This window comes from Litoreibacter sp. (assembly GCF_039974535.1).
Taxonomy (GTDB): Bacteria; Pseudomonadota; Alphaproteobacteria; order Rhodobacterales; family Rhodobacteraceae; genus Litoreibacter.
In genome coordinates, this window is record NZ_JBDWIU010000012.1 from 397,707 (window position 1) to 421,319 (window position 23,613).

The 23,613-nt window shown below is 57.0% G+C and carries 17 protein-coding genes and 1 tRNA gene; 9 read left to right on the plus strand and 9 right to left on the minus strand.

The window, feature by feature from the left end:
* Window positions 1-124: 124 nt before the first annotated feature.
* Entirely contained in the window at window positions 125-706 is a 582-nt protein-coding gene (locus tag ABJN86_RS14940) for a Hint domain-containing protein (protein ID WP_348363174.1), read from the plus strand.
* On the opposite strand, the gene ABJN86_RS14945 is transcribed toward ABJN86_RS14940, so the two are convergent.
* The 7 genes from ABJN86_RS14945 to ABJN86_RS14975 are packed head-to-tail and all read right to left on the minus strand — an operon-like array spanning window position 696 to window position 7,067.
* Complete coding sequence (locus ABJN86_RS14945; protein ID WP_348363173.1) at window positions 696-1,625, minus strand: AEC family transporter; 930 nt, start codon at window positions 1,623-1,625, stop codon at window positions 696-698. The genes ABJN86_RS14940 and ABJN86_RS14945 overlap by 11 nt on opposite strands.
* Window positions 1,626-2,420 carry an MBL fold metallo-hydrolase gene (locus ABJN86_RS14950; RefSeq protein WP_348363171.1) on the minus strand — a complete coding sequence of 265 codons (795 nt, stop codon included), beginning with the start codon at window positions 2,418-2,420 and terminating at the stop codon, window positions 1,626-1,628.
* Window positions 2,417-3,202 (minus strand): TatD family hydrolase, encoded by a 786-nt coding sequence (locus tag ABJN86_RS14955; RefSeq protein WP_348363170.1) that lies wholly within the window; start codon window positions 3,200-3,202, stop codon window positions 2,417-2,419. The genes ABJN86_RS14950 and ABJN86_RS14955 overlap by 4 nt, the downstream gene beginning before the upstream one ends.
* Before the next feature lie 11 nt (window positions 3,203-3,213).
* On the minus strand, window positions 3,214-4,338 hold the full coding sequence (locus tag ABJN86_RS14960; RefSeq protein WP_348363169.1) for a DNA polymerase III subunit delta': 1,125 nt from the start codon (window positions 4,336-4,338) through the stop codon (window positions 3,214-3,216).
* A complete protein-coding gene (gene tmk / locus ABJN86_RS14965; RefSeq protein ID WP_348363168.1) occupies window positions 4,335-4,964 on the minus strand; it encodes a dTMP kinase in 630 nt (209 codons plus the stop codon). Before tmk ends, ABJN86_RS14960 begins: the two co-directional genes overlap by 4 nt.
* Entirely contained in the window at window positions 4,961-6,130 is a 1,170-nt protein-coding gene (locus ABJN86_RS14970; protein ID WP_348363166.1) for a D-alanyl-D-alanine carboxypeptidase family protein, read from the minus strand. Before ABJN86_RS14970 ends, tmk begins: the two co-directional genes overlap by 4 nt.
* 25 nt (window positions 6,131-6,155) lie before the next feature.
* Window positions 6,156-7,067, minus strand: a complete 912-nt coding sequence (locus ABJN86_RS14975) for an SPOR domain-containing protein (RefSeq protein WP_348363164.1) — start codon at window positions 7,065-7,067, stop codon at window positions 6,156-6,158.
* 222 nt (window positions 7,068-7,289) lie between these two features.
* Here ABJN86_RS14975 and ABJN86_RS14980 point away from each other — a divergent pair.
* A tRNA-Ser gene (locus tag ABJN86_RS14980) sits at window positions 7,290-7,379 on the plus strand.
* A gap of 440 nt (window positions 7,380-7,819) precedes the next feature.
* Entirely contained in the window at window positions 7,820-8,566 is a 747-nt protein-coding gene (locus tag ABJN86_RS14985; protein ID WP_348363162.1) for a hypothetical protein, read from the plus strand.
* Between the two features lie 336 nt (window positions 8,567-8,902).
* Here the strand turns inward: ABJN86_RS14985 and ABJN86_RS14990 are convergent, their stop codons facing one another.
* Window positions 8,903-11,092 (minus strand): NADP-dependent isocitrate dehydrogenase, encoded by a 2,190-nt coding sequence (locus tag ABJN86_RS14990; RefSeq protein ID WP_348363161.1) that lies wholly within the window; start codon window positions 11,090-11,092, stop codon window positions 8,903-8,905.
* A 238-nt stretch (window positions 11,093-11,330) separates the two neighbouring features.
* On the opposite strand from ABJN86_RS14990, the gene ABJN86_RS14995 reads away from it, so the two are divergent.
* From ABJN86_RS14995 to ABJN86_RS15005, 3 genes are all read left to right on the plus strand, one after another.
* Window positions 11,331-12,302 carry a membrane dipeptidase gene (locus ABJN86_RS14995; RefSeq protein WP_348363763.1) on the plus strand — a complete coding sequence of 324 codons (972 nt, stop codon included), beginning with the start codon at window positions 11,331-11,333 and terminating at the stop codon, window positions 12,300-12,302.
* Window positions 12,303-12,368: 66 nt separating this feature from the next.
* The gene (locus tag ABJN86_RS15000) at window positions 12,369-14,012 is read left to right on the plus strand and encodes a hypothetical protein (protein ID WP_348363761.1); all 1,644 of its coding nucleotides are present in this window, start codon (window positions 12,369-12,371) and stop codon (window positions 14,010-14,012) included.
* On the plus strand, window positions 14,009-14,659 hold the full coding sequence (locus ABJN86_RS15005; RefSeq protein WP_348363159.1) for a DUF3726 domain-containing protein: 651 nt from the start codon (window positions 14,009-14,011) through the stop codon (window positions 14,657-14,659). The genes ABJN86_RS15000 and ABJN86_RS15005 overlap by 4 nt, the downstream gene beginning before the upstream one ends.
* 5 nt (window positions 14,660-14,664) lie before the next feature.
* On the opposite strand, the gene ABJN86_RS15010 is transcribed toward ABJN86_RS15005, so the two are convergent.
* Window positions 14,665-15,561, minus strand: coding sequence for a LysR substrate-binding domain-containing protein (locus tag ABJN86_RS15010; RefSeq protein ID WP_348363158.1), 897 nt, complete (start codon window positions 15,559-15,561; stop codon window positions 14,665-14,667).
* A gap of 152 nt (window positions 15,562-15,713) precedes the next feature.
* Between ABJN86_RS15010 and katG the strand changes: the two genes are divergently transcribed.
* From katG to ABJN86_RS15025, 3 genes are all read left to right on the plus strand, one after another.
* Window positions 15,714-17,888, plus strand: coding sequence for a catalase/peroxidase HPI (gene katG / locus ABJN86_RS15015; protein WP_348363157.1), 2,175 nt, complete (start codon window positions 15,714-15,716; stop codon window positions 17,886-17,888).
* Between the two features lie 550 nt (window positions 17,889-18,438).
* The gene (locus ABJN86_RS15020) at window positions 18,439-22,023 is read left to right on the plus strand and encodes an Ig-like domain-containing protein (RefSeq protein ID WP_348363155.1); all 3,585 of its coding nucleotides are present in this window, start codon (window positions 18,439-18,441) and stop codon (window positions 22,021-22,023) included.
* A gap of 70 nt (window positions 22,024-22,093) precedes the next feature.
* On the plus strand, window positions 22,094-23,584 hold the full coding sequence (locus ABJN86_RS15025) for a TolC family protein (RefSeq protein ID WP_348363153.1): 1,491 nt from the start codon (window positions 22,094-22,096) through the stop codon (window positions 23,582-23,584).
* Window positions 23,585-23,613: the final 29 nt, after the last annotated feature.

The following is a 23,613-nucleotide window of genomic DNA, read 5'->3' on the forward strand; positions in this document are numbered from 1 at the left end:
AAACAGAGTTTTTCCTGACAATGAAGATTTGCCATGGAATTGACATGCTTGGCGGGGTTGCCGTCGCCATTGCGACAGAATTCCCCGCTAATTTATTTCAAAGTTTTTCACCCAAGGAATTAAAATGTCGCAATTACAAGTTCACTTTTCAGGTGCGACCGTGCTGCCAGTTTCACGTGCAAGACGTCAAAGCCCTAGCTTTGCATTGGGGACGCAAATTCTGACGCCCTTGGGTGACAAACTGATCCAAGACTTGAAAGTCGGCGACATGGTGGAGACATTGGACCACGGGGCGCAACCCATCCGGTCCATGGGGGTGAAGCGGTTTGAGGCATTGGACGACGCGGCCCCGATCCGCTTCAAAGCGGGTACCTTGAACAATGAGCATGACCTATGCGTAACTGCCAACCACCGCATTCGGTTCGCTGGTTGGCAAGCGGACTTGCTGTTCGGCGAATGGGAGGTGCTGGTCGCTGCCCGTGATTTCGTCAACGGCGTGACAGTCACGCGTGATGTGGGGGGCATGGCCCGCTACGGCTATCTAGGATTTGACGCGCATCACATCATCTTCGCGGAACGTGTCCCCGTCGAAAGTGCGCAGCTGGACCCAAAAGCAGCTACGGCACAAAGCAACGGTAAATTGGCATTCCCACCGCTTGAGAACCACGAAGCACAGGTTTTGTTGCGCTCCTACACTAAGGAATAACCGCCAACCAAACCCATAGCGTAAGCACGGACAGCGCGGTTGAGATCAGCACCGCTGATGCCGCCACCCGTTTGCCGACGCCGTACATATTGGCGAACACATAGGCGTTCACCCCCGGTGCCATGGCTGCGGTGAGCACCACGGACCGGAACGCACCGGTTGTCAGCCCAAGGCCACCCGCAATCAGCCAAGACAGGCTGGGCTGGATGATCAGCATCAACGCGCAAATCATGATCACGGGGCCTATGTCCCCCTCTAGCTTGTAGCGCGCGAGAACGCCGCCCAACCCAAAGATCGCGGCCGGCAAGGCGGCACGGATCATCAGATCAATCGCATCCGTTAGCACCCCAGGCAGGGGCAGGGCAGTGATGTTCACAATGAACCCCAAGGTGATCCCGATGATTAGCGCATTATGGGTGATCGCGCGCCATACGGCCTTGGCGGTGGGCCACATGCCTTGGCCTTTGTTGCGCACAATCTCCATCGACGTGATGCCAACCGCGTAGCAAAACGGCGCGTTGATAGCGATTAGCGCATAGTTCGGTGATAAGGCGTCCGCACCGTAAGCACGCTCGGTAATCGGCAGGCCCAGCAGGACGGAGTTCGAGAAGAGGCAACAAAACCCGATCGCAATACTGTCTTCCCAAGGGCGGCCAAACATCAAGCGCGCGCCCAAGGTGCCAAGGATAAAGCCCACAAGGGCTGGCAGGTAGAAGGAGACCAGCAAGCGAGGTTCAAAATACGTGCCCAGTTCCAACTCTGATATCCCGCGAAACAGCAGGCAGGGGATGGCGAAGGTTTGGGTGAACTTCATCAACGCATCTGCGCCCTCATTCGAGAACAGGTCGCGTTTCACCGCCAAGAAGCCCGCGCCGATCACAAGGAAAACTGGCAAAATGACTTCTAGCAATGCGCCCATCTAGACGTCGACCTCGATGGTCATGCCGTCGTAAGCGGGGGTGATGTGGTCGGAGGTCTCGGCCTCAAGCGTGGCGTAGTCGAGGTCGATATGCATGTTGGTGATGATGGCGTTCTTGGCGGCCAGTGTTTTTATCCACCCCAGCGTGTTTTCCAAATGCGAATGGCTTGGGTGTGGGGTGCGGCGCAGGGCGTCGATGATGAAGTAATCCAAGCCCTGAAGGGCGGCCCATGTCTCGTCGTAGAAATCAGCGACATCGGGCAGGTAGGCCACACCACCAACGCGGAACCCAAGGGCATCGATGGTGCCATGGTTCGCTTTGAACGGCGCGATGGGAATGGTGCCGCCAGCGCCAGTGACTTCAATGAGGCCCTTGATGGGCTTCAGCGTCACAATCGGCGGGTAGGGGGAGCCCACGGGTTGCACAAATATATAACTAAAGCGCGACAAAAGGCTCTGTGACGTTTCCTCATCGGCCCAAGCCGTCAACCGCTCCTTCATGTTGTAGACGACCATGCGCAGGTCATCGATGCCGTGGACGTGGTCCGCGTGGGCGTGGGTGTAGACCACCCCGTCCAAGCGGCCGACATTTGCGTCCAACAGTTGGGAGCGCAAATCGGGGGAGGTGTCGACCAGCACCGATGTGGTGCCGTTCGGGCCGATCTGCTCGATCAGAAGGGAGCAACGTCTGCGCCGGTTCTTCGGATTGTTCGGGTCGCAATCGCCCCAATGCCCGCCAAGGCGCGGCACCCCACCAGAAGAGCCGCAGCCCAATATGGTGAAGCGGCGCTTCATGCGGCCTTCCAGAAAAGGCGCTCGAAGTTGGCCTGTGTTTGGGCGGCGAACTCGGCGTAGTCCAGTCCGAAGACCTCCGCGCCGACCTTTGCCGTGTGGGCGGAATAGCCCGGCTCGTTACGCTTGCCGCGGTAGGGGGGCGGGGCAAGGTAGGGGCTGTCGGTCTCTACCAAAATGCGATCCAGCGGCGCGGTTGCGAAGATGTCGCGCAGGTCTTGAGACTTGGGGAAGGCGGCAATTCCGGACATCGACAGATAGAAGCCCAAGTCCACAGCCGCTTGCCCCAATTCCTTTGAAGACGAGAAGCAATGCATCACGCAAGTATAGGCGCCTTTGGCATGCTCGTCCGCCAGAATGCGGGCCATGTCGTCGTCAGCGGCGCGGGCGTGAATGATCAGGGGCAGCTTGGTTTGACGCGCGGCCTCGATATGGACCAGCAGGCTTTCCTTTTGGATGTCCATGCTCTCGGCAGAGTAATGGTAATCTAAGCCCGTCTCGCCGATGCCCACGAACTTGGGGTGCTTGGCAAGGGCCAGCAATTCGTCCACCGTGGCCAACGGCTCATCTGCGGCACTCATCGGGTGGGTGCCAGCGGCGTAGTAAACCGATGGGTGGGCTTCGGCGATGGCGCGCACTTGTGGCTCTAGGCGCAGCTTGGTGCAGATGGTGACCATGCGCGTAACACCGGCCTCATGGGCGCGGGCGATCACCTCTGGCAGCTCCCCGTCGAAGTCGGGGAAATCAAGGTGGCAGTGACTGTCTGTTATCTCGGGGGTGCTCATTCTTGGCCTCGTTAGGCCGCGGTTTTCGCAGCCACCTCGTTCATTGCCAGAACCATATCAATGACCAGCGCGGAAGGGTCAAGGTTCACCGAACGCCCATGCTGTGCTCGTGACGAAATATTTGCCGACACGGAGGCCCATGCACGCGCCGCATTCTCATTAGGCGATAGGCGTGCCAGCATTGCTAATTCACCAGGGGCGGCCTCGGTTAGCGGGATGCCCAAGCCTGCGCGTGCCAAACGCGACAGGAGTACATCTGCCAATCGCAGCATCAATTCATATCGGGCGTCTTGCCCACGTGCGGCGGCTTTTTCGCCCAAAGCCACCATCATCGTGCGGTCCAGCTTGGGGAAGGTGGCGGCCAAGGCGACCAGATCGGAGTACACCTCCAGCCCGCCAAGGTTGAGCATCCGCAATGCCTCACCAACAGATCCGCCCGACAATTCCGCCAAGGCGGCACTATGGGGGCCAACGTCCGCGCCGGTCGCACTCAATGCGCCAGACATCTTATCTGCATCCAACGTCACGCAGCGCAATTCACGGCAACGTGACCGTATGGTGGGCAACAGGCGCGAAGGTTGATGGCTGATCAGGAATAGCAAAGCGTCCGCTGGCGGCTCCTCCAACACCTTCAACAAGGCATTGGCGGCAGAGACGTTCATGTCGTCAGCCGCGTCCACGATTACAATCCGCCGTCCGCCTTCGGTGGCAGAGAGGGAGAAGAACCCTTTCAGCTTGCGCACCTCGTCGACGGTGATCTGCTGTTTGAACTTCTTCTTGTCCGCGTCATATGGGCGTTTGAGCACGAACAACCCAGGCTCGCTGCCCGCAGTCATGCGGGTCGCAATCGGGTGGTTTGGATCAATCTCCAACGTCGTCGGTGGGGGCGGGGCACCGAACATATCGTTTGGATCAACTGGGGGATTTGCCAGCAAAAACTTCGCCAGTTTCCACGCCAAGGTCGCCTTGCCCACGCCGCGCGGTCCGGTAATCATCCAAGCGTGATGAAGGCGGTCCCCGTTGATGGCCTCAAGGAAGTTGGATTGTGCCATGTCCTGACCGATAAGCATGGCGGTTTCGCGCGGGTGCGGCGCGCCGTCGATCTGGTCGGAGGTGGGGAGGCCGTCGTCGCTCATGCGCGGTCTGCCAGAAATGCATCAACCACGGCCGCGATGTCATTGCCCACATCCTGTGCCCCTTTGGTGCCGTCGATCAGGCTGGTGCGATTGGGGAACTCCGAGGTCAGCCCCAGAAAGCCCGCGCGAAGTTTGTGTTGGAATTCGGCCCCGAAGTCCTCGAAGCGGTCTTCGCCAGAGCCACGTGCTAGCCCACGCTCTAGTGCTATGTCGGGGTCCATGTCGATGATCAGCGTCAGGTCAGGCTCGCGCCCAATCATCTGATCGTGCAGCGTATCGACGGTGCTGCGCAGGTCACCGCGCGTAGCCCCTTGGTAGACGCGGGTGCTGTCGGCGAAGCGGTCGCAGATAACGATTTTACCGGCCTCTAGGGCAGGGGTGATGAGGCGTTCCAGATGGTCGCGGCGCGCGGCGGTGAACAGCAAGATCTCGGTCTCGGCGGACCAGCGCCCAGGTTCCCCTTCAACAAGCAGGCGGCGAATGTCTTCCGCACCAGGTGAGCCGCCGGGTTCGCGCGTGAGCACCACCTCAAAGCCCGCAGCTTCTAGGTGACCGGCCAATAGACGTGATTGCGTTGACTTGCCTGAGCCATCAATGCCCTCAAATGTCAAAAATATTCCGCTCAAAACAAAGTCGCAGCCTGTCCAGTGAGCTGGCGGAACAACACGGTTGCCGCGGTGCGCACGCGAACCATGAAGCCACCACTGTTGACGGTCTCTGTGGCGACAAGGTCATGGGTCGCGTCCCCGATGCCGGGGACATTCACGATCAACTCGGCGATCTTGTCGCCTGCGGTGATCGGAGCCTCCAGCGGGCCTTGATACTGAATTTTTGCTTTGACGCCGTCCTTATTCAACACCGGAACCAGAATTTTGATGTCTTGCGTCGCGGCCATGCCAATATTTGCAGCAGTGCCCATCCAGACTTCGGCTTCGGCAATAACCACGCCTTGTTCGGCCAGCTGTTGCTCGGCAAATTGGCGGAAGGCCCAGTTGGTGATGCGTTCGCTTTCCGTTGCGCGGTCTTGCGGGGAGGTGAGGCCAGACAGCACAAATATGATCCTGCGGTTGCCTTGCTTGGCTGAGCCGACAAGCCCGTAGCCAGCCTCTGTTGTGTGGCCGGTTTTCAAGCCATCCGCCCCGATGCCCAGCTTGAGCAGTGGGTTGCGGTTGAAGCGATTATCAGGCGCGCGGTTGTCAAAGGCGAATTCGGTCTCGGCAAAGTAGCCGTAATACTGCGGGTAAACTTGGATCAGGCGTTTGGCCAAGATCGACAAGTCACGCATGGACATGCGTTGTGCAGGGGCAGGCCAGCCGTTGGAATTGGCAAAGGTGGAATTTGTCATCCCTAGGTCTTGCGCGCGCTCTGTCATCATCTGAGCGAAGCCACGCTCAGTCCCATCAGGGGAGATCGCTTCGGCCAAAACAGCGGCGGCATCATTGCCGGACAGGACGATTACGCCTCGGATCAACTCTTCAACGGACACACGGTCGCGTGTGTTGAGAAACATTGTCGAGCCGCCGTAGTTCTGCGCGTGTTGCGAGACGGGCAGGCGTTGGTCCAACGACAAACGCCCGTCTTCCAAGGCCTCAAACACCATGTTCAAGGTCATAAGTTTCGACATAGACGCCGGAGGAAGGGCCATATCGGCGTTCTTCTCCATTAAGGTCAGGTCGGTGCTTAAGTCTAGCACGATGGCGGATTTTGCTGACGTATCAAACGCATGAGCGGCAAAGCTCATGCAGATAGCGGACGATAGGGCGGCGATAAGCGAGGCAGCGCGGATGCTCATGACGGATCCTTAAGTTGGTCTTGATCTAGTTTGTAACGAAATAGGCATCATTGAAGCCCAACTCTTTAACCTTCTTAAGCAGTGTAGCGCGTTCTGATGATGAGCTGGAAGGCCCAACAATCACACGCCAGAACTTTTTACCTTGGCTGGTGCCCTCTTTTACAGATGGCAGGATGCCGATTCCACGCAAAGATGTGGCTGTATTGTCGGCATTTGCTTTGACCGAGAAAATCCCGATCTGGATGAATGGCTTGTCCAAGCTAGATGATTTGCGCGCAGGTGCCGCCGCAGGGGTAGGTTTGACGGCGGGGGTAGTAACTGCAGGTACAGGTGTAACCGGTTTTGCGACTTTATCGAGCGCGGCTTTAGCTTGTTCAACCGGATCGATCGGGTCAAGCGATTGGGCCTCTATGGTGTCGGGAGCAGGCAAGCTTTCATCACCGGCGGGTTGAGATATCGCAGGCTGTGCAACTGGAACGGCTTCGGTGCGCAACGCAACCACGCTCATTTTTGTCGGCTGACCCGCGATCATGCCCAAAGCTTGGGCTGCGTCAGAAGAAAGTTGCAGTTTTGGGCCAGGATTATCCCGCTCGCGACGGAATAGAGCGCCAATTACGGTTTTGTTGTTGCTCAAGTTGCGGATAACGACGCGCTCAGGGTCTTTGACGCCAGGGAAGGCAACCCACACACCACCCAACGACGGGCGACCGTCCCAAAGGCCATCTTCATTGGTTTGAAATACATCTGGCGCTTCGACTTCGCGTTCAACGGTATTGACGCTTCCGCTGGTTTCTACATCCGAAGATGCGATCTCACTAGTTTCTTTTTTCTTTAAAAAATCAAAGCCTTGGCCGTCTTCGCAAGCTGCAAGTGCCGTTGTAGCACCCAGTAGAATTGCAATTCTCCAACTGCGTGACATTGTAGATTTGTGACCCATTATACTGCCCTTTGCCCCGACGCCCTTTAGGGCGCTTTACCCGTCGCTTGTTACGACTTTACACGCGACCATCCGCCTACGAACGGTCATCTTTCGTGCACAGTAGTAAATAAACTTGATTTTGCAAAGTAGTCCCTTGGTCTGTCGGCGAAAATTGGCGTGAGGAAAGAACGCAACCTAGGGGTTCCAGAATCAAAAATGCCCAGCTAAGTCGTAACCGTCGGAGGAGTGGCAGAGTGGTTGAATGCACCGGTCTTGAAAACCGACGTAGGTGAAAGTCTACCGTGGGTTCGAATCCCACCTCCTCCGCCATTTTGGCTTAATTTGTCAATTTATTAAGTTTATATTTGGCGCTTATATCCCCTAATTTGATTTGCGTGATTTGGGGCTATCAGTATTCCTTGTCAATTCTCCCAAAGGGAATGCGACGGGTCGCATAGGTTCCAATTGGGGTAACGCTAGCACCCATTCGCGCCCCGAGAGCTTCAACCGTTAGAAGAACGAAGACGCCAGTGCGAGCTTTCTAAACCGCGCCAAGAAACAAGCACTGATTGTTTTAACGTTAAGGCTCCCAGTTAAGGAAAGTCGAACCTGCCAACTCTTCCCAACGAATGGGATTGGTACTTAGCTGAATACATATAAGAAGGGCCGCATGTCTGATGTGATGATGGCGTGCAGGATAAAGATTAGGGACCTTGCAGACCGCCAGATATTTCGGCACGGTTTTATACAAGTAGTGCGAGAGACGATCATTGAACTTCAAGAATACAGTACGCCGGCGCAGAATTGAGTTGGTCGGCTTGGAACTCATTGCCGCGCTGACCAAATCTGGTTTGGTGCGCAACAAGTGCATCATTGAAATCTATCTTATGGCGTTTTCTGACGTGCCTTGGACGATCTCGGGTTTGGCGAATGCCGCGCAGATGGACCGTGCTATCATCAGAGATTATATGAACAAAGGGGTGGAGCGCGGCGAGTACGAGCGTCATGGCAACGGGTTCTCGTTGTCGGACTACGGCTGGAGGGTGTGCTTTCGTAGGGTGCGTCACTGGCAAAGGCAAATTCACCCTGATGTGCGCCATTTTTTGTATCGTTTCTTCAAGGTGAATGGTGGCAAGGCACCTTTGCGAGCTTACTTTATGTTCATACTCTCGTTGGACCGGTTGGCTCGTATTGTGAAGATGGAGTTTTCCTACATCGCTGGGCTAAAGGTCATTGAGTGGGAGGCAGACTCGCAAGGGGTGAAGATCAAAGATGCGGCAGCGCGAACAGGGTTTTCCTACAGCGTTATTCACAAGCAATACTCCAAAATGATCGAGCAGGGGTTTATCTCGCGGACTGAAAGTGGTGGCTATGTGATCGCGCGGGCTGGTACGCGTCATAGCTTCAAAATTTTCTTGTCGTCATGGCGTTCTGTGACGTTGAAGGAGTGGATTGTGGCGCTTAAAATGATGAGCGCCAAAGGGGAAACTTTCCACGATCCCCCACCTGCCACCTAGAGAAATTTCAAAAGACCAGCTAGGAATTATTCATCACGCGGCTACCTGAAAATGGTTTTAAGTCAGTGTGTTATTGAGGTTGTTAGCGAGTTGTGCGTTTGTAATGGTAGGGCGTTAATACAGTTTATTTATGGGATAGCAGGTGTCGAGCTGTAGGCTGTGGCAGTTGTCGAAGCTCGCGCTTTTGCCCGTTTTCCCGATGCCATAGCGAAGGTCCTGCAATGTTTGTGGGGCCTTCGTTTCGTTTGGATAGAGCGGTTTTACCTCTATGAAGAGGTGCAAAAAAGGCCGCTACATCAAGTTGATGTGCGGCCTTTTTTCGTATGTGGCGGGGGATTACCCGATGATGGCGTTCAAAGTCGCTGATGCGCGCATCACAGCCGCGGTCTTGGCAGCGTCACCGTGGTAGTAGCCGCCCAAATCAACTGCGGGACCTTGTGCGCTTACCAGCTCGGCTGTGATCTTGGCCTCACCGTCAACCAGGGCTTTGGCGATTGGGGCGAAATGCGCTGCAAGATCGGCATCGCTGGATTGTGCCGCCAAGGCTTCTGCCCAATAGCGTGCGAACCAGTAGTGGCTGTCACGGTTGTCAGGCTCACCAACTTTGCGCGATGGGGAGTTGCCGTTATCCAAGATGCCTTGAGTGGCTGCATCCACTGCTTCGCCCAACACGCGGGCTTTCTCGTTGCCCTTGGCGTCCGCTAGGAACGTCAGGCTTTCGCCCAAGGCGCAGAACTCGCCAAGGCTGTCCCAACGCAGGTGGTTTTCTTCAACCAGCTGTTGCACGTGCTTAGGGGCAGAGCCACCAGCGCCAGTCTCAAACAAGCCGCCGCCGTTCATCAGCTTCACGATGGACAGCATCTTGGCCGATGTCGCCAGCTCCAGAATTGGGAACAGGTCGGTCAGGTAGTCGCGCAAAACGTTGCCGGTGATGGCGATTGTGTTCTCGCCCTTGGTGATGGTCTCCAGCGAGGCACGGGTGGCTTCGCGTGGGGCCATGATCTCGAACTTGTCGGCCACGCCTTGGGCTTCAAGGATCGGTTTCACATAGGCGATCAATTCGGCATCGTGGGCGCGGGTGGCGTCCAGCCAGAAGATGGCGCGGGTGCCTTCGGCCTTTTGGCGCGAGATGGCAAGGTTCACCCAGTCTTCAATCGGCGCTTTGCGTGCCGAGGCGGAGCGCCAGATGTCACCAGCCTCTACCTTGTGGCTGTGCAGCACTGTGCCGTCATCAAGGATCATCTTAACGGTGCCAGCTTCCGCGATCTCGAATGTGGTCGGGTGGGAGCCGTACTCTTCCGCCTTTTGCGCCATCAGGCCGATGTTTTGCACGGTGCCTGCGGTGGCAGGGTTCAGCTTGCCGTTCTCTTTGAAGAACTTGACGCTCTCGTCGTAGATCGGCGCGTAGGAGTCGTCGGGGATTACGCAGTTCGCGTCAGCTTCGTTGCCGTCTGGCCCCCAGCCTTTGCCGCCCGCACGGATCAGCGCGGGCATGGAGGCGTCGATGATCACGTCGGACGGGACGTGCAGGTTGGTGATGCCCTTGTCGGAATCGACCATATACATTGGCGGGCGGGCCGCGATGCAGGCGTCGATGTCGGCTTTGATCTCGGCGTTGCCGCTGACGCGGGACAACAGATCGCCAAGGCCGGAGTTCGGGTTCACACCAAGATCAGCCATGGCGGCGCCGTGCTTCTCGAAGACTGGGGCAAGGAAGACCTTGACCGCGTGGCCAAAGATGATCGGGTCAGAGACCTTCATCATCGTCGCCTTCATGTGCAGCGAGAACAATGTGCCCTCGGCTTTGGTCTTCTCGATCTCGTCGGCGAGGAACGCGTCCAAGGCGGCGGCACTCATGAAGGTGGCGTCAACCACGGTGCCCGCAGGGTAGCTTACTGCGTCTTTCAACACGGTTTCGCCATTGGCTGTTTCCAGCACGATTTTCGCAGTGGCTTCTTTTGCTAGCGTGGCCGAAACCTCGTTGGAGCGGAAGTCGCCGCCAGACATGGAGGCGACGCGGGTTTTGCTGTCGGCAGTCCACTCGCCCATGCGGTGCGGGTTGCTTTGCGCAAAGCTTTTGACGGCTTTGGCGGCGCGGCGATCAGAGTTGCCTTCGCGCAGAACTGGGTTCACGGCGGACCCTTTGAGGCCGTCGTACTTTGCGCGCACAGCTTTTTCTTCGTCGGTGCTGGGGGTTTCAGGGTAGTTGGGCAGGGCGAAGCCTTGCGACTGAAGTTCTTTCACCGCGGCCACCAGCTGCGGCACGGAGGCCGAGATGTTGGGAAGCTTGATCACGTTGGCTTCGGCAGTTTTTACCAAACGGCCCAACTCGGCCAAATCATCGGAGTGACGTTGATCTTCCTTCAGGAACTCTGGGAATTGCGACAAGATGCGGCCCGCAAGGCTGATGTCCTTGGTGCCCACAGAGACGCCAGCAGCAGCGGCGAATTTCTGGATGATTGGCAGGAAGGACGCGGACGCCAGCTCAGGTGCTTCGTCGACTTTAGTATAGATGATATCTGACATAGGGGGACCTCTTGAGTTGAGTTGCCCGTCTCTTATCGGAAGTCGCGGCAAAGGTCTACAGTATGCCGTTGTATACGGTGTGAAAAATCACCTCGCGCAGTATCCGCATATCCAAGTCCGCTGGGTGCAGTCCGCGTTGGACAGGTTTGATGTTTTCGGGCAGGGTCAGAATACGACTGAATACCATCGGCGCTTGCAGCGGCTAAGTGCCTTTAATTCATAGGGTTTCCCACGCATGATGTTGATCGACAATCTACAGTACGCCAATTGGTCCGAGAAGATTTTTCGCCAAATGCGCGAGGGTGGTGTTGATGCGGTTCATGTGACCATCGCCTACCATGAAAATTTCCGTGAAACCGTGCAGAACTTCGAGCAGTGGAACCGATGGTTCGAGCAATACCCAGACCTGATCATGAAGGGGCAATGGGCCCGCGACGTGGATGAGGCGAAGAAAACGGGGCGCACGGCGATCTTCTTTGGCTTCCAAAACCCCAGCCCCATCGAGGACGACATCGGCTTGGTCGAGATCGTGCACAGCTTGGGCGCGCGGTTCATGCAGCTGACCTACAACAACCAATCCCTGCTCGCGACGGGCTGTTACGAAGATGTGGACACCGGCATCACCCGCATGGGCAATCAGGTGATCAAGGAGATGAACCGCGTCGGCTTGGTGGTGGACATGAGCCACTCGGCGGATAGGTCAACAATAGAGGCGGCGGATCTATCTCAGCGGCCCATCGCGATCACCCACGCAAACCCCTATGAATGGTCCCCCGCGCTGCGCAACAAGAAGGACGACGTCATCCGCGCGGTGACGGAAAATGGCGGGATGCTTGGCTTCTCGGTCTACCCGCATCATCTAAAAGACAAGACCGACTGCACGCTGAACAGTTTTTGCGAGATGATTGCGCGCACGGCGGATAAGTTTGGGGTGCAAAGCTTAGGCATTGGGACGGACCTGTGTCAGGATCAGCCCGATAGCGTCGTGGAATGGATGCGCGTCGGGCGCTGGAGCAAGGAAATCGACTACGGCGAGGGCTCAGCCGCCGCGCCCGGTTTTCCGCCTATGCCCAAGTGGTTTAACGACAATCGGGACTTTGAAAACATCGCAAAAGGTCTGCGTACTGTCGGTATGAACGAAGAAGAGGTCGCAGGCGTTATGGGTGGTAATTGGTATCGCTTCTACGCTGAAAACTTCACGCCTATGTAGCCAACGGGAGGAGCCGTGTCTCAAACGCAAATTCCGACCGTTCCGTTGCGAACGCCAGAAGTCGTTATGCGGCTCTCGCGGCTTGGGTCGTTCCACCAGTCGCGCCTGTCCTTTATGCGTATTTTGATCCGCCGCATGAGGCGCGAGGAGTGGCAGTTCTCGCGACCTGAATTCACGATTGACCGACGCGGAGTGGGCCACGCGGTCTACTGTGCCCATACGCCGGATCGCACCTATTCCCTAATCGCTTTCGCGCATGATTTACCCGCGAACCAACGCTCTGACCGTGTGATCGCGCAGGCTTGGGACAGCACGTTCACCCTGTTTGATGGGGTTCCCAATGAAGACGATATTGAGCGTTTGCGCCAAAATATTCCGCTCCAAGAGGCGGGGCGGGTGTCGGGCCGCGAATTGTCAGTGTCGCGGGCAAACCGCTCGGTCAGGCTGTGGGAGGAGGTCGTGGCCTGTTTGGCCAAGGGCGTGCAGCCGGAGGCGGAAGCTATCGCCAAGGTGGGGTACTTAATGCGGACCACGGCGGTTTACGGCTCTGGAAAGCTGGGGGCAGCGGATCGCGAAATGATCGCAGATCGCCCTGAATTTGCAGCCCCGTTTCAGGTCGAGATGCTGTCTGTTTTCTTGACCCGCACTTACGTGCGCGACTTGGTGCAGCATATGGCCAACATGCGCGGTGGCGAGACTTCCGCAGTGCTGGACCCAAAGATCGCCCGCAGCATGGGGATCGGAAATTCAACGGGCCTTGGCATGGCGCCGTTCTTGCTGAACCACCCAAAGCTGATCAACAATTGGGTATCTGCTCGTGAGACGGCAATTGCACGAGTTCGGGCAATCAGGACCGCAAAGTCTAAGGATATCACGAGCTTCCTTGAGTTGTTCAACCGGTCCATGTTGTCCGTTGATTTGTGGCAGTCAGAGCATCCTGTTCAGGTTGGTAAGCTGGAATTATTACGCAATGATATGAATGCTCTATCTGGCTACATTAATGCATATGACTTCGGTGCTTCGCAGCCTTGGGATAGTCTGTACCTTTGGGCCGAAGACGCGCTTGGTCAGGATGCGCAGGAATGTTTGGCCTCGTTGATGCTGGAGCCATATGGTGAGCTGGTCGATGACCTTGAGTTGCAAATGTCCGACAGTGATGCGGCGATGTTTAGCATTGATGGGACGATGAGGGTCGCCGAGCTGCGAAGCCAATTGGCGCAAACTTACGATTGGGCGCTAAGTATCGACTGGACGCAAAAGGAATATTCAGCGCGGGCTTGGTATGTCTCTGAAGAGAAGCTGGAGCCGCGTTTGGGGGAACGGTTTGAAGAACCAATTGCGGATTATGAGCAACCTTTGGCTCCGGGGCGCGATGCCGCAGCCCTGCATCAAGCGCTACAGGACTGGAGCGATGATGCAACTTTGGCGGAGTTCTTGCTGGCCCATCCTGAACATCGCCACACCGCGCGCCGTGCCCAAATCGTAGCCCGCGCACCTTATAGCGAAATTCGCGACAACACGATTGGCTCTGATCTGATGCCGATTGATATGTTGCGCTGCAAGCTGTCGTTCTTTGGGGCCACGCATTTTGACCCGCGCTCTGACCGATGGGTGCGCATTTGTTTGTTTGGCAACGCGCCATACCCCGAAGAGCTGCACAGCCACGGGGGCGATGATTGGCCGTACCCACCGATGGACGTCAGCGCATGAGCAATTCCCTCAATGAAATAGATGCTTTGGTGAAGCGCGCGACCCGCGGTGCGGGCCTGTCGTGGGGCATGGCGGAGGAGGCGGGAAAGGCGGTCCGTTGGCTTGCCTCGCATCAATTTTCAGGGGCCACGGCTTTGGCAAATCTGTTGGATGAGATCGACGGGCGCGAGATGCGCGAATTGGCCCCCGCGTCGCTTGAGGGGTCGTGGGCCGCGCCTAAGGGGATGCTTTGCCCCTTGGCCAGTGGTGCGGCGTTAAACGATTGCGCGTCAAAGCTGGTTGAAGGTGCCGCAATCGAGATGACGAATGTGTGCCAACCCATGTTGATGGCACCCTTCGCGGCGTGGGCGGCCTTGCAAATAGGGGCTGTGGTTGAGGTTGCTTGGCAAGACATGTGTCTGCAATCTGACGGCTATAGCCTGTGGGTCGGGGACCCGAAGGGGCAGGTCGGGGCGACCTCTGCCGATGCGTTGTCATGCCGCCGTGTGACAGGGCGCAGCGAATATCTGAAACCACCCGCACATCGCAGGCAGGTGGATGCCACAACTTGGGCGCGGCTCAATGTGTATGCGCAGCGCACCTATGCGCCTGCCACCGAGGCGTCGCGGATGTTGGGGGCAGGGGCAGGCGTGTCGGACAACGACTGAGCCGTTTATTTGTTGGCGGTGCCGATGTCTCGAAACAACTTTGCGATGCCTGTGAGGTGATCCGCTAAGGGCGAGCTGTTGCGCCAAACCATGCCAATCGTGCGCGAAGGTTGCGGTTGGGGGAGATGGGCGATGGACACGGATGCGGACCGCGTCTCAATCGAAGTGGCCATCTCCGGGATCAAGGTGACGCCAATTCCGGCCCCCACCATTTGCACCAAGGTTGATAGGGAGCTGGCCTCCATCAAGTCGCGCGGGGCGGAAGACGACAGGCTGCAATAGGAAATTGCCTGATCGCGGAAGCAGTGTCCTTCCTCCAACAAAAGCAGTCGCATTTCGGCGAGGCTTTGGGCGTTGGGGACCGGCTTGTCGGCGTCTTCTTGCGGGCGAACCAAGACGAAGTCCTCGTCAAAAAGGGCCACCTCGGTGAGTGTTGGCTCGGAGGTGGGCAAGGCGACCACGGCGACATCCAGCCGCCCGTCCAGAAGGTCATCGATCAAGCGCTGCGTGATGGCCTCGCGCGGATGCGGATCCAAATCGGGGTGGTGCAGAGCCAAGGATTTGACGAAGGCGGGCAGAAGGTAGGGGGCAATCGTCGGGATAATGCCGATGCGAAAGGGGCCAAACAAGTCACTTTGGGACGCGCGTGCAAGGTCGCCCAGATCATCCACCGAGCGTAGAACATCACGCGCACGGGTGGCGAACTCTTCCCCCAGCCGCGTCAGTCGTATCTGGCGGGCACCGCGTTCAATCAGCGGCGCGCCTAGAATGCGCTCGAGTTCTTTCATCTGCACTGACAGCGCCGGTTGCGAGATTGCGCAGACATCCGCCGCTCGCCCAAAGTGTTGATGGTGGGCGAGGGCTTCGAAATATCTGAGGTGTTTAAGGGTAATCTGATTCATAACTACAGATTATAGACATGATTAGAAAATACAAATTTTAACTATGGATTGGGCGGGCTATATGTCGCGTCGAGAACGTGGTGCCTCGGGGGGATTCTTTCGTGACCTTCCCGGCAAAGCACCGTGATCAAACACAGCAAGCGGAGAAGAAAATGAGCGGAAACAAAGCTAGCGGAACCGGCGGATGCCCAGTGATGCACGGATCGCACACGGATTTGAAAGCCTCGGTCATGGATTGGTGGCCAAATGCGTTGAATCTGGACATCCTGCACCAGCATGACACCAAAACAAACCCGATGGGCGCGGACTTCGATTACCGCGAAGAGGTGAAATCCCTTGACCATGACGCGCTGAAAAAAGACCTCTATGCGTTGATGACAGACAGCCAAGACTGGTGGCCTGCTGACTGGGGTCACTATGGTGGCTTGATGATCCGCATGGCGTGGCACGCGGCGGGGACCTACCGTTTGGCCGATGGCCGTGGTGGCGGCAACACAGGCAACCAGCGCTTTGCGCCGCTGAACTCCTGGCCTGACAACGTGAACCTTGATAAAGCCCGTCGCTTGCTGTGGCCGATCAAGAAAAAATACGGCAACAAAATCAGCTGGGCTGACTTGCTCATCTTGGCGGGCAACGCCGCCTACGAATCCATGGGGCTGAAGACCTACGGCTTCGCATATGGCCGCGAGGACATCTGGGCACCTGAGACTGACATCTATTGGGGCGCTGAAAAAGAATGGTTGCCGCCAAGCGATACCCGCTACGACGATGTCTCCGACCCGTCGACGCTGGAAAACCCGCTGGCCGCGGTCCAAATGGGCCTGATCTACGTGAACCCAGAGGGCGTGAACGGCAACCCTGACCCGCTGGCTACGGCCAAGCAGGTGCGTGAAACCTTTGCCCGCATGGCGATGAACGACGAAGAAACCGTCGCTTTGGCGGCTGGTGGTCACACCGTTGGTAAATGTCACGGTAACGGCGATGCCGATGCGATTGGCGCAGAGCCTGAAGGCGCTGGCTTGGAAGAGCAGGGCCTTGGCTGGAGCAACCCGAACGGCACGGGCGTTGGTGGCGACACAGTCTCCAGTGGCCTTGAGGGCGCTTGGACGACCAACCCGACCAAATGGGACAACGGCTATTTCTACTTGCTGTTCACCTACGATTGGGCGCTGACCAAGTCGCCTGCTGGTGCGAACCAATGGGAGCCGGTGGACATCAAGGAGGAAGACAAGCCAGTCGATTCCGCGAACCCATCCGTGCGTCGCAACCCGATCATGACAGACGCCGACATGGCGATGATCAAAGACCCGATCTACCGTGAGATCTCCGAGAAGTTCTACAAAGACCCTGACTACTTCTCCGAAGTCTTCGCGCGGGCTTGGTTCAAGCTGACCCACCGCGATATGGGGCCAAAGGTTCGCTACCTCGGACCAGAAGCGCCTTCCGAGGACCTGATCTGGCAAGACGTGGTTCCTGCGGGGGACACCGGTTTCGACGTAAGCGCCGTTAAGGCGAAGATCGCCGCAAGCGGGTTGTCCATGAGTGAGATGGTCTCAACCGCATGGGACAGCGCACGCACTTACCGTGGCTCTGACATGCGCGGTGGTGCGAACGGTGCACGTATCCGTTTGGCACCGCAAAAAGACTGGGACGGCAACGAGCCTACCCGTCTGGCCAAAGTTCTGGGCGTGCTGGAAGGCATCGCGGCGGACACGGGCGCAAGTGTCGCGGATGTTATCGTTCTGGCTGGTAACTTGGGTGTTGAGCAGGCCGCGAAAGCCGCAGGCTTCGACGTGTCGGTTCCGTTCAGCGCAGGTCGCGGCGACGCAACTGATGCGACGACTGACGCGGCGTCCTTCGAGCCTTTGGAGCCAGTCCACGACGCCTTCCGCAACTGGCAGAAAGCCGACTACGCGGTAAGCGCCGAGGAAATGATGCTGGACCGCACGCAGCTGATGGGCCTGAGCGCGCATGAGATGACCGTTCTTGTTGGCGGTATGCGTGTCATTGGCACCAACCACGACAACACCGCACACGGTGTCTTCACGGACCGCGTGGGCGCATTGACCAACGACTTCTTCGTGAACCTGACCGACATCGGGAACACATGGAAGCCAGTGTCCAAGCGCTTGTACGAGATCCGTGACCGCAAGACTGATGCGGTCAAATGGACGGCGACACGGGTTGATCTGGTGTTTGGCTCCAACTCGATCCTGCGCTCTTATGCGGAAGTTTACGCACAAGACGACAACGCCGAGAAGTTCGTGAACGACTTCGTGGCTGCTTGGGTCAAGGTGATGAACGCGGATCGCTTCGATATTGCGTAATTAAAAATCCCTCGCGCGGCATTCGCGTCGCGCGAGGGGCAACATATGGCCCCCAATTCTTGGGCAGCCCTCATGCCACACACTGACGCGAGACGCGCTATATCGTTCGCGTTGAGGGCGTTTTGCGACTTTAACTTCCCCCAGTAATTTCTTGTTTTAGATTGAAAATAAGCCTTCAAGGTGCACTTGGTCGCAATGGTGGGGGGGCTTTGTCCGTATTTGGCTGGACCTCTTCAGGTTGGCAGGCGGGAAATGACAAATATCGCGGCATTTATGGTGAGCTTGCCATGTTTCGACACCGAGATGGGTCAAGTTGAGCGGCTGGAAGAGGGTGCGTGGGGCCCGATTTGGCCGAGGTGGTCAAAAATCAGCCTTTCGGCTCAATATTTGGAATTAATATCTTGCTGTAAATGTGGCGAAAACCACAATATGTAGAAAATGAGCGAATATATTGGCATTTCCCCTTGGATAAATCGAACATTTCTGCTTTACGTTAAGGATAATAAATCGAGGCGCAAAAGTGCCCGAGAGTAGAGGCGGAGTAGTAAGTATGGAAGCGATTGAGTTCGTAGTTCGTGATCGTGCGGGCAACGTAAGGCGTGGCGTTCTGGCGGAAGCCGAAGCCGCTGATACAATTTTTATCAACAGTGGTGATGATGTTTCCTTGAACCTTCGCAGGTTTCAGGTGGCGGGTTACGAGCGGTCGGGCGATGCAGTTATCGTCACGTTGACTGATGGGCGTAAGATCCGCCTCGAGGGATACTTCAGCGCGGACGCTGACCTTTACATCAGTGCTGATGGCTTGTTGACCGAGGTTGATCTGGCTGGCGCGCAAGAGGGTTTGGTCAACGCGGAATACGCCGAGGCGCAAGTGTTCGGTAAATGGAGCCCTGATGATGCCCTCTATTATGTGGGTGGCTCAGATGTCGATACGATCATCGCGGCTGATGCGGTCGCGTCCGAAGAGGTTCCAACTTTGCTGGCGGCTCCGATCCTTGCGGGCTTGGGTGGCGTTGGGGCTTCGGGCCTAGGTGCCGCTGCGGCGGCTGCTGCGGTTGGTGGTGCTGCATTGCTCGGTGGAGGCGGTGGCGGTGCTGGCGATACGGATGAGACTGATGAGACGGATGAGGGTGCGCCTGAGGTTGCATTGGACTCCGGTGTTGTTTCCGTTGATCACGTATTTGATGCCGAGGATCACGCTGACGGCGTAGAGATTGGCGGCACTGGCGAAGCTGGTGTGGACATCGTTGTTGAGATCGACGGTGAGACGCAAGAAACGACTGTGGGCGAAGATGGCACATGGGAAGTTGTTTTCGACACAACTCAAGTCCCTGAAGGCGAGTATGACGTAGATGTCACTATTACCGCTACCGATGATGCGGGCAATGTTACTACTATTACCGATGTGGTTCGTGTTGATACCGTAACGACGGTTGACGTGTTGACGATAGACGGTGCTGCAACCGGTACTGGCGATGTGATCAACGCAGTTGAGCACGCCGACGGCGTGACGCTGACTGGTACCGGTGAAGTGGGGGCAAATGTTGTCGTCACTATCGAAGAAAACGGTGCGACAGCAACGGCTGTAGTTGACGCGGATGGGAGCTGGGCTGTTGATTTTGGCTCAGATCAGGTCAGCACTGGCGAGTACACGAGCACTGTGACGGTGACGAGCACGGACGCCTACGGCAACCAAGCAACCGCAACGGCTGAAATGATCGTGGATACCTTCGCTGAGGTCGCGATTACTGGTAATAACTCCGGTGCTGACGGCATCTACAATGAGGCCGAAGTTGGCGGTGCGACCATAATGAATGGGACCGCACAAGCGGGCTCGTCGGTTGTTGTTACGCTTACTGGTGAAAATGGCGAAGTTCTGGGAACTCAAACGGTTACCGCAACCTCTTCAGGTGACTGGTCTGCTGAGTTTGCCGCAAGCACACTGCCAAATGGCGAGTATGATGCGACGGTAACTGCAGTGGCCACCGATGCGGCTGGCAACAGCGCGACATCCAGCTCGACCTTCGTTGTGGATACAATCACAAACGTGGCGATCACGAGCAATAACGCAGGCGCGGATGGCACCTATAACAACGATGAAGCCGCTACGGTTGCCGAGCTGAGCGGGACCGCGCAAGCGGGCTCGTCGGTTGTGGTGACGCTGACGGGGCCAACTGGCGATACGCTGGGCACTCAAACTGTTACGGCGTCTTCTGGCGGCACATGGACAGTTCAGTACCCATCGAACACTTTGCCTGGTGGTGAGTATGATGTGACCGTAACTGCGGTGGCGACAGATGCATCGGGTAACGCCGAGACAACGTCTGCCACGATCCCAGTAGACACGATCACCCATGTTGAAATCAGCGAAATCGACGGTGAGGCCGCAGGCACTGGCATCATCAACGCGGTTGAGCATGCGAACGGTGTGACCATGTCCGGCACAGGCGAGGCGGGCGGTACAGTTACCGTTGCGGTCGCAGGTGGTGGCACGGCGGTTGGTGTAGTGGGTGCGGATGGCACGTGGAACGTGACGTTCCAGCCATCGCAAATCCCAACAGGTGAGCAGACCGTTGATGTGTCTGTCTCCATCGTCGATGAGCACGGCAACACTGATATCGACAACACGACGATGCAGATCGACACGGTCACGAATGTAGCGATCACCGGGAATAACACCGGCGCTGATAACGTGATGAACCTTGTCGAAAGCGGCAACGGCACACAATTGGACGGCACTGCGGAAGCGGGCGCCTCAGTTGTGGTGACTTTGACCACGGATGCCGGAGTAGCATTGGGAACCCAAACGGTTGTTGCGGGCTCCAATGGCACATGGTCTGCGAACTTCCCGTCAAGCACCTTACCGGGTGGCGAATATGACGTGAATGTATCCGCTGTAGCGACAGATGCGGTCGGGAACCAAGCGACGACTAGCTCGACCTTCGCGGTCGATACTATCGCGAATGTTTCCGTGAATACGCTGAATGTCGAGACTGACAATGTCGTCAATATCGCGGAGGCCAGTGATGGTGTTCAGGTCACAGGGACGGCAGAAGCCAATTCCCGTGTTGAAGTTGAGTTCGGCAGTGCCACGCGCACGGTTGTAACCGACAACAATGGTGACTGGGTTGCCTCCTTCGCTGCAAGCGATGTGCCTGCGGGCGTGGAGACAACAGTTCCGGTTCAAGCGACATTTACGGATGCTGCGGGCAACACGGCTGTAGCGAATGGCACGGTTGAAATTGACACAGTCGTCAGAAACCTGGGCGTGAATGCTGTTACAGGCGATGGTGTCGTTAATGCGGCGGAGGCTGGGACCGGCTTTACCCTGACGGGGACAACCGAACCCGGTGCACAAGAAGTTCTTGTGACGTTCCATACCCTGCCTGCACAGGCCGCTGTAATCGACGCCAACGGGAATTGGTCGATCACCTTCGATCCAAATGAAATTCCGCAAGGCGAATACACCTCCGAGGTGACGGTCACCACCATTGACCGCAACGGCAACCCCGACAGCGTCTCGACACCGGTGACAGTTGATACCGAGGTGCCAGATGCTCCGGTTGTGATCTCCTACACCGAGTTCACAAACGGCGCTGGCGTGTCGAACATCAGCACTGAGCTATCGGACGAAATCGTTGCGATCAGCCAAGTCAGCGATACGGGCCAAATTTCGGACGTGGCATATGATACCGACACGACACCGGCAATTGCGGGTGTGCGTGACGCAAGCTTGGACTTCACCTTCAACGAGCTTATCCCTGATGGATCCAGCTTGGTGATCAACTCCGAGGATGCAGTGGGCAATGAAAGCGCCACTTTGGTTGTGCTCGACGACAGTGCACCTGGTGCGGTTGATGTCTCCATCGCAGGGCTGGGATCCTTCGATGTGGGCGCAATTGACTTGTCGATTGTTCAAGAGAGTGAGCTGACGTTGTCCGAAGCAGACCTGTTGGGCCTGTCGGACGATACCAACTCCTTGATCATCCACGGCGAAAGCTCCGATGTGGTCAACGTATCTGGCGCACAGCAAACGGGCGCTACAGAAACAATTGGTGGCCGCGTCTTCGACGTCTACACATTGGGCGACGACGGCAGCTTGATTATCGATCAAGCCGTGACAGTAAACTACTAAAAGCGGGCGGGGGCGTATTCGCAAAGGATACGCCCTTTCCAACCTCTCGATTAACAAGAAGGGGCTCCGCATGGGACAGGGTACACGAAAACGCGCGATTTTGCGCATGGTGTTGGCAGGCACCACAACTGCAGCTTTAATGGGCTGTATGGGCGATGAGGCGACACGCGGAGCATTCTCCGGCGAGCGTCCCGTTCTCACTAAAAACGTTAAGACGACAGGCCGATTTGCCGAACGCGTGCAGACGGGCGAAACGCATGAGACGACGCCGATCTTTGGCTTCCTGAAGCGCAAGCCACAGGATGATACGGTCTCGCGCAACACATCCAGCATTGATCTAGGCGAAACCCTAACCGGCGACGTGGCCGAGCCTCAGGTCGCACTCTCGGGTGGGACCGGTGGCAAGGAAAGCTCTGACCTAATTGACGGATTGCTACGCCGCGAAGCGGTCCTTGACGCACGCTCGCCTTATGGCAAGGTTGCGGGGTCCGTTCTGGCTGCAAACTCGCGCGCGGCAGAGGCAGAGCTGCGCTCCGCCAAATTGCGCGCCGAGGCGGCTTCCAAGAACTGGTTGCCGACGATTGGGCCGTCCTTGTCTTTGACGTCGCTTGGTGAATTCGTGGCCTCTTTGGTCATTGACCAAGTGCTGTTTGATAATGGGCGCCGCAAAGCAGAACGTAGCTTTGCGAAGGCTGATGTTGAGGTTGCGGCTGTGACCTTGGCCGAAGATACAAATGACCGCGTCTTTACCGCGCTAGAGTTGTACATCACCGCTGAGCGTGGTCGTGCGCAGGCAGAATCCGGCAGCCGTGCCGCCAGCCGTTTGGGCGAATTTGCATGGATCATGGAGCAACGTGTGCGTGGTGGGGTCTCGAACCCTGCTGATGTACATGTCGTGAACCAGAAACTAGCTGAAGCAGAAAACCAACGCAGCTCAGATCTGGAAGCGGCACGTACCGCCATTGCAGAGTTGAACGCGATGTCATTGAAATCATTGAGCGATGTTCGCGGGTTAGGGTCTGTTGCCAGTGCTAAGAATGCAAGGCCGCTGCAAATCCTTCGCGCCGAAGCCGAGATGGACCGTGATATTGCGCAGGCCAGTATTGACCGTGCGGGCTTCTTGCCCAGCGTGTCGGGGCAAGCGGTTCTGGGCAGCGACGGGTCCGGCGTTGGTTTGAACGCAGGTGCCGCCAATAGGTTCGGCTTTGGAACGAAGGCCAGCTTGAAGGCAATCGAGGCGACGAGAGAAGCTGCAAGTCGCCGCGTGGACCAAGCCACAGAAGATCAATCGCGCACTATGCGCAGGTTGGAGCAAAACCTGATCTCGCTGAAGCGCCAGCATACGCAAGGGGAGGGCTTGCTCGACTTGGCCAATGAGAACTTCACTTTGTTCGATCGCCAGTATCGCGCAGGCCAACGTCCGGTGATGGATGTGGTTAGCGTTTATGAAACCAAAGTCGCAACGGAGCGCGACCAGATTGGCCTGACCTACCAGATCGCACTGGTAGAATTGCAGATTGCCCACCACTTGGGCGCACTGGTTGATGGTGAGGATATATGAACAGCCCAGTCATTGCGTTTGACATGGCA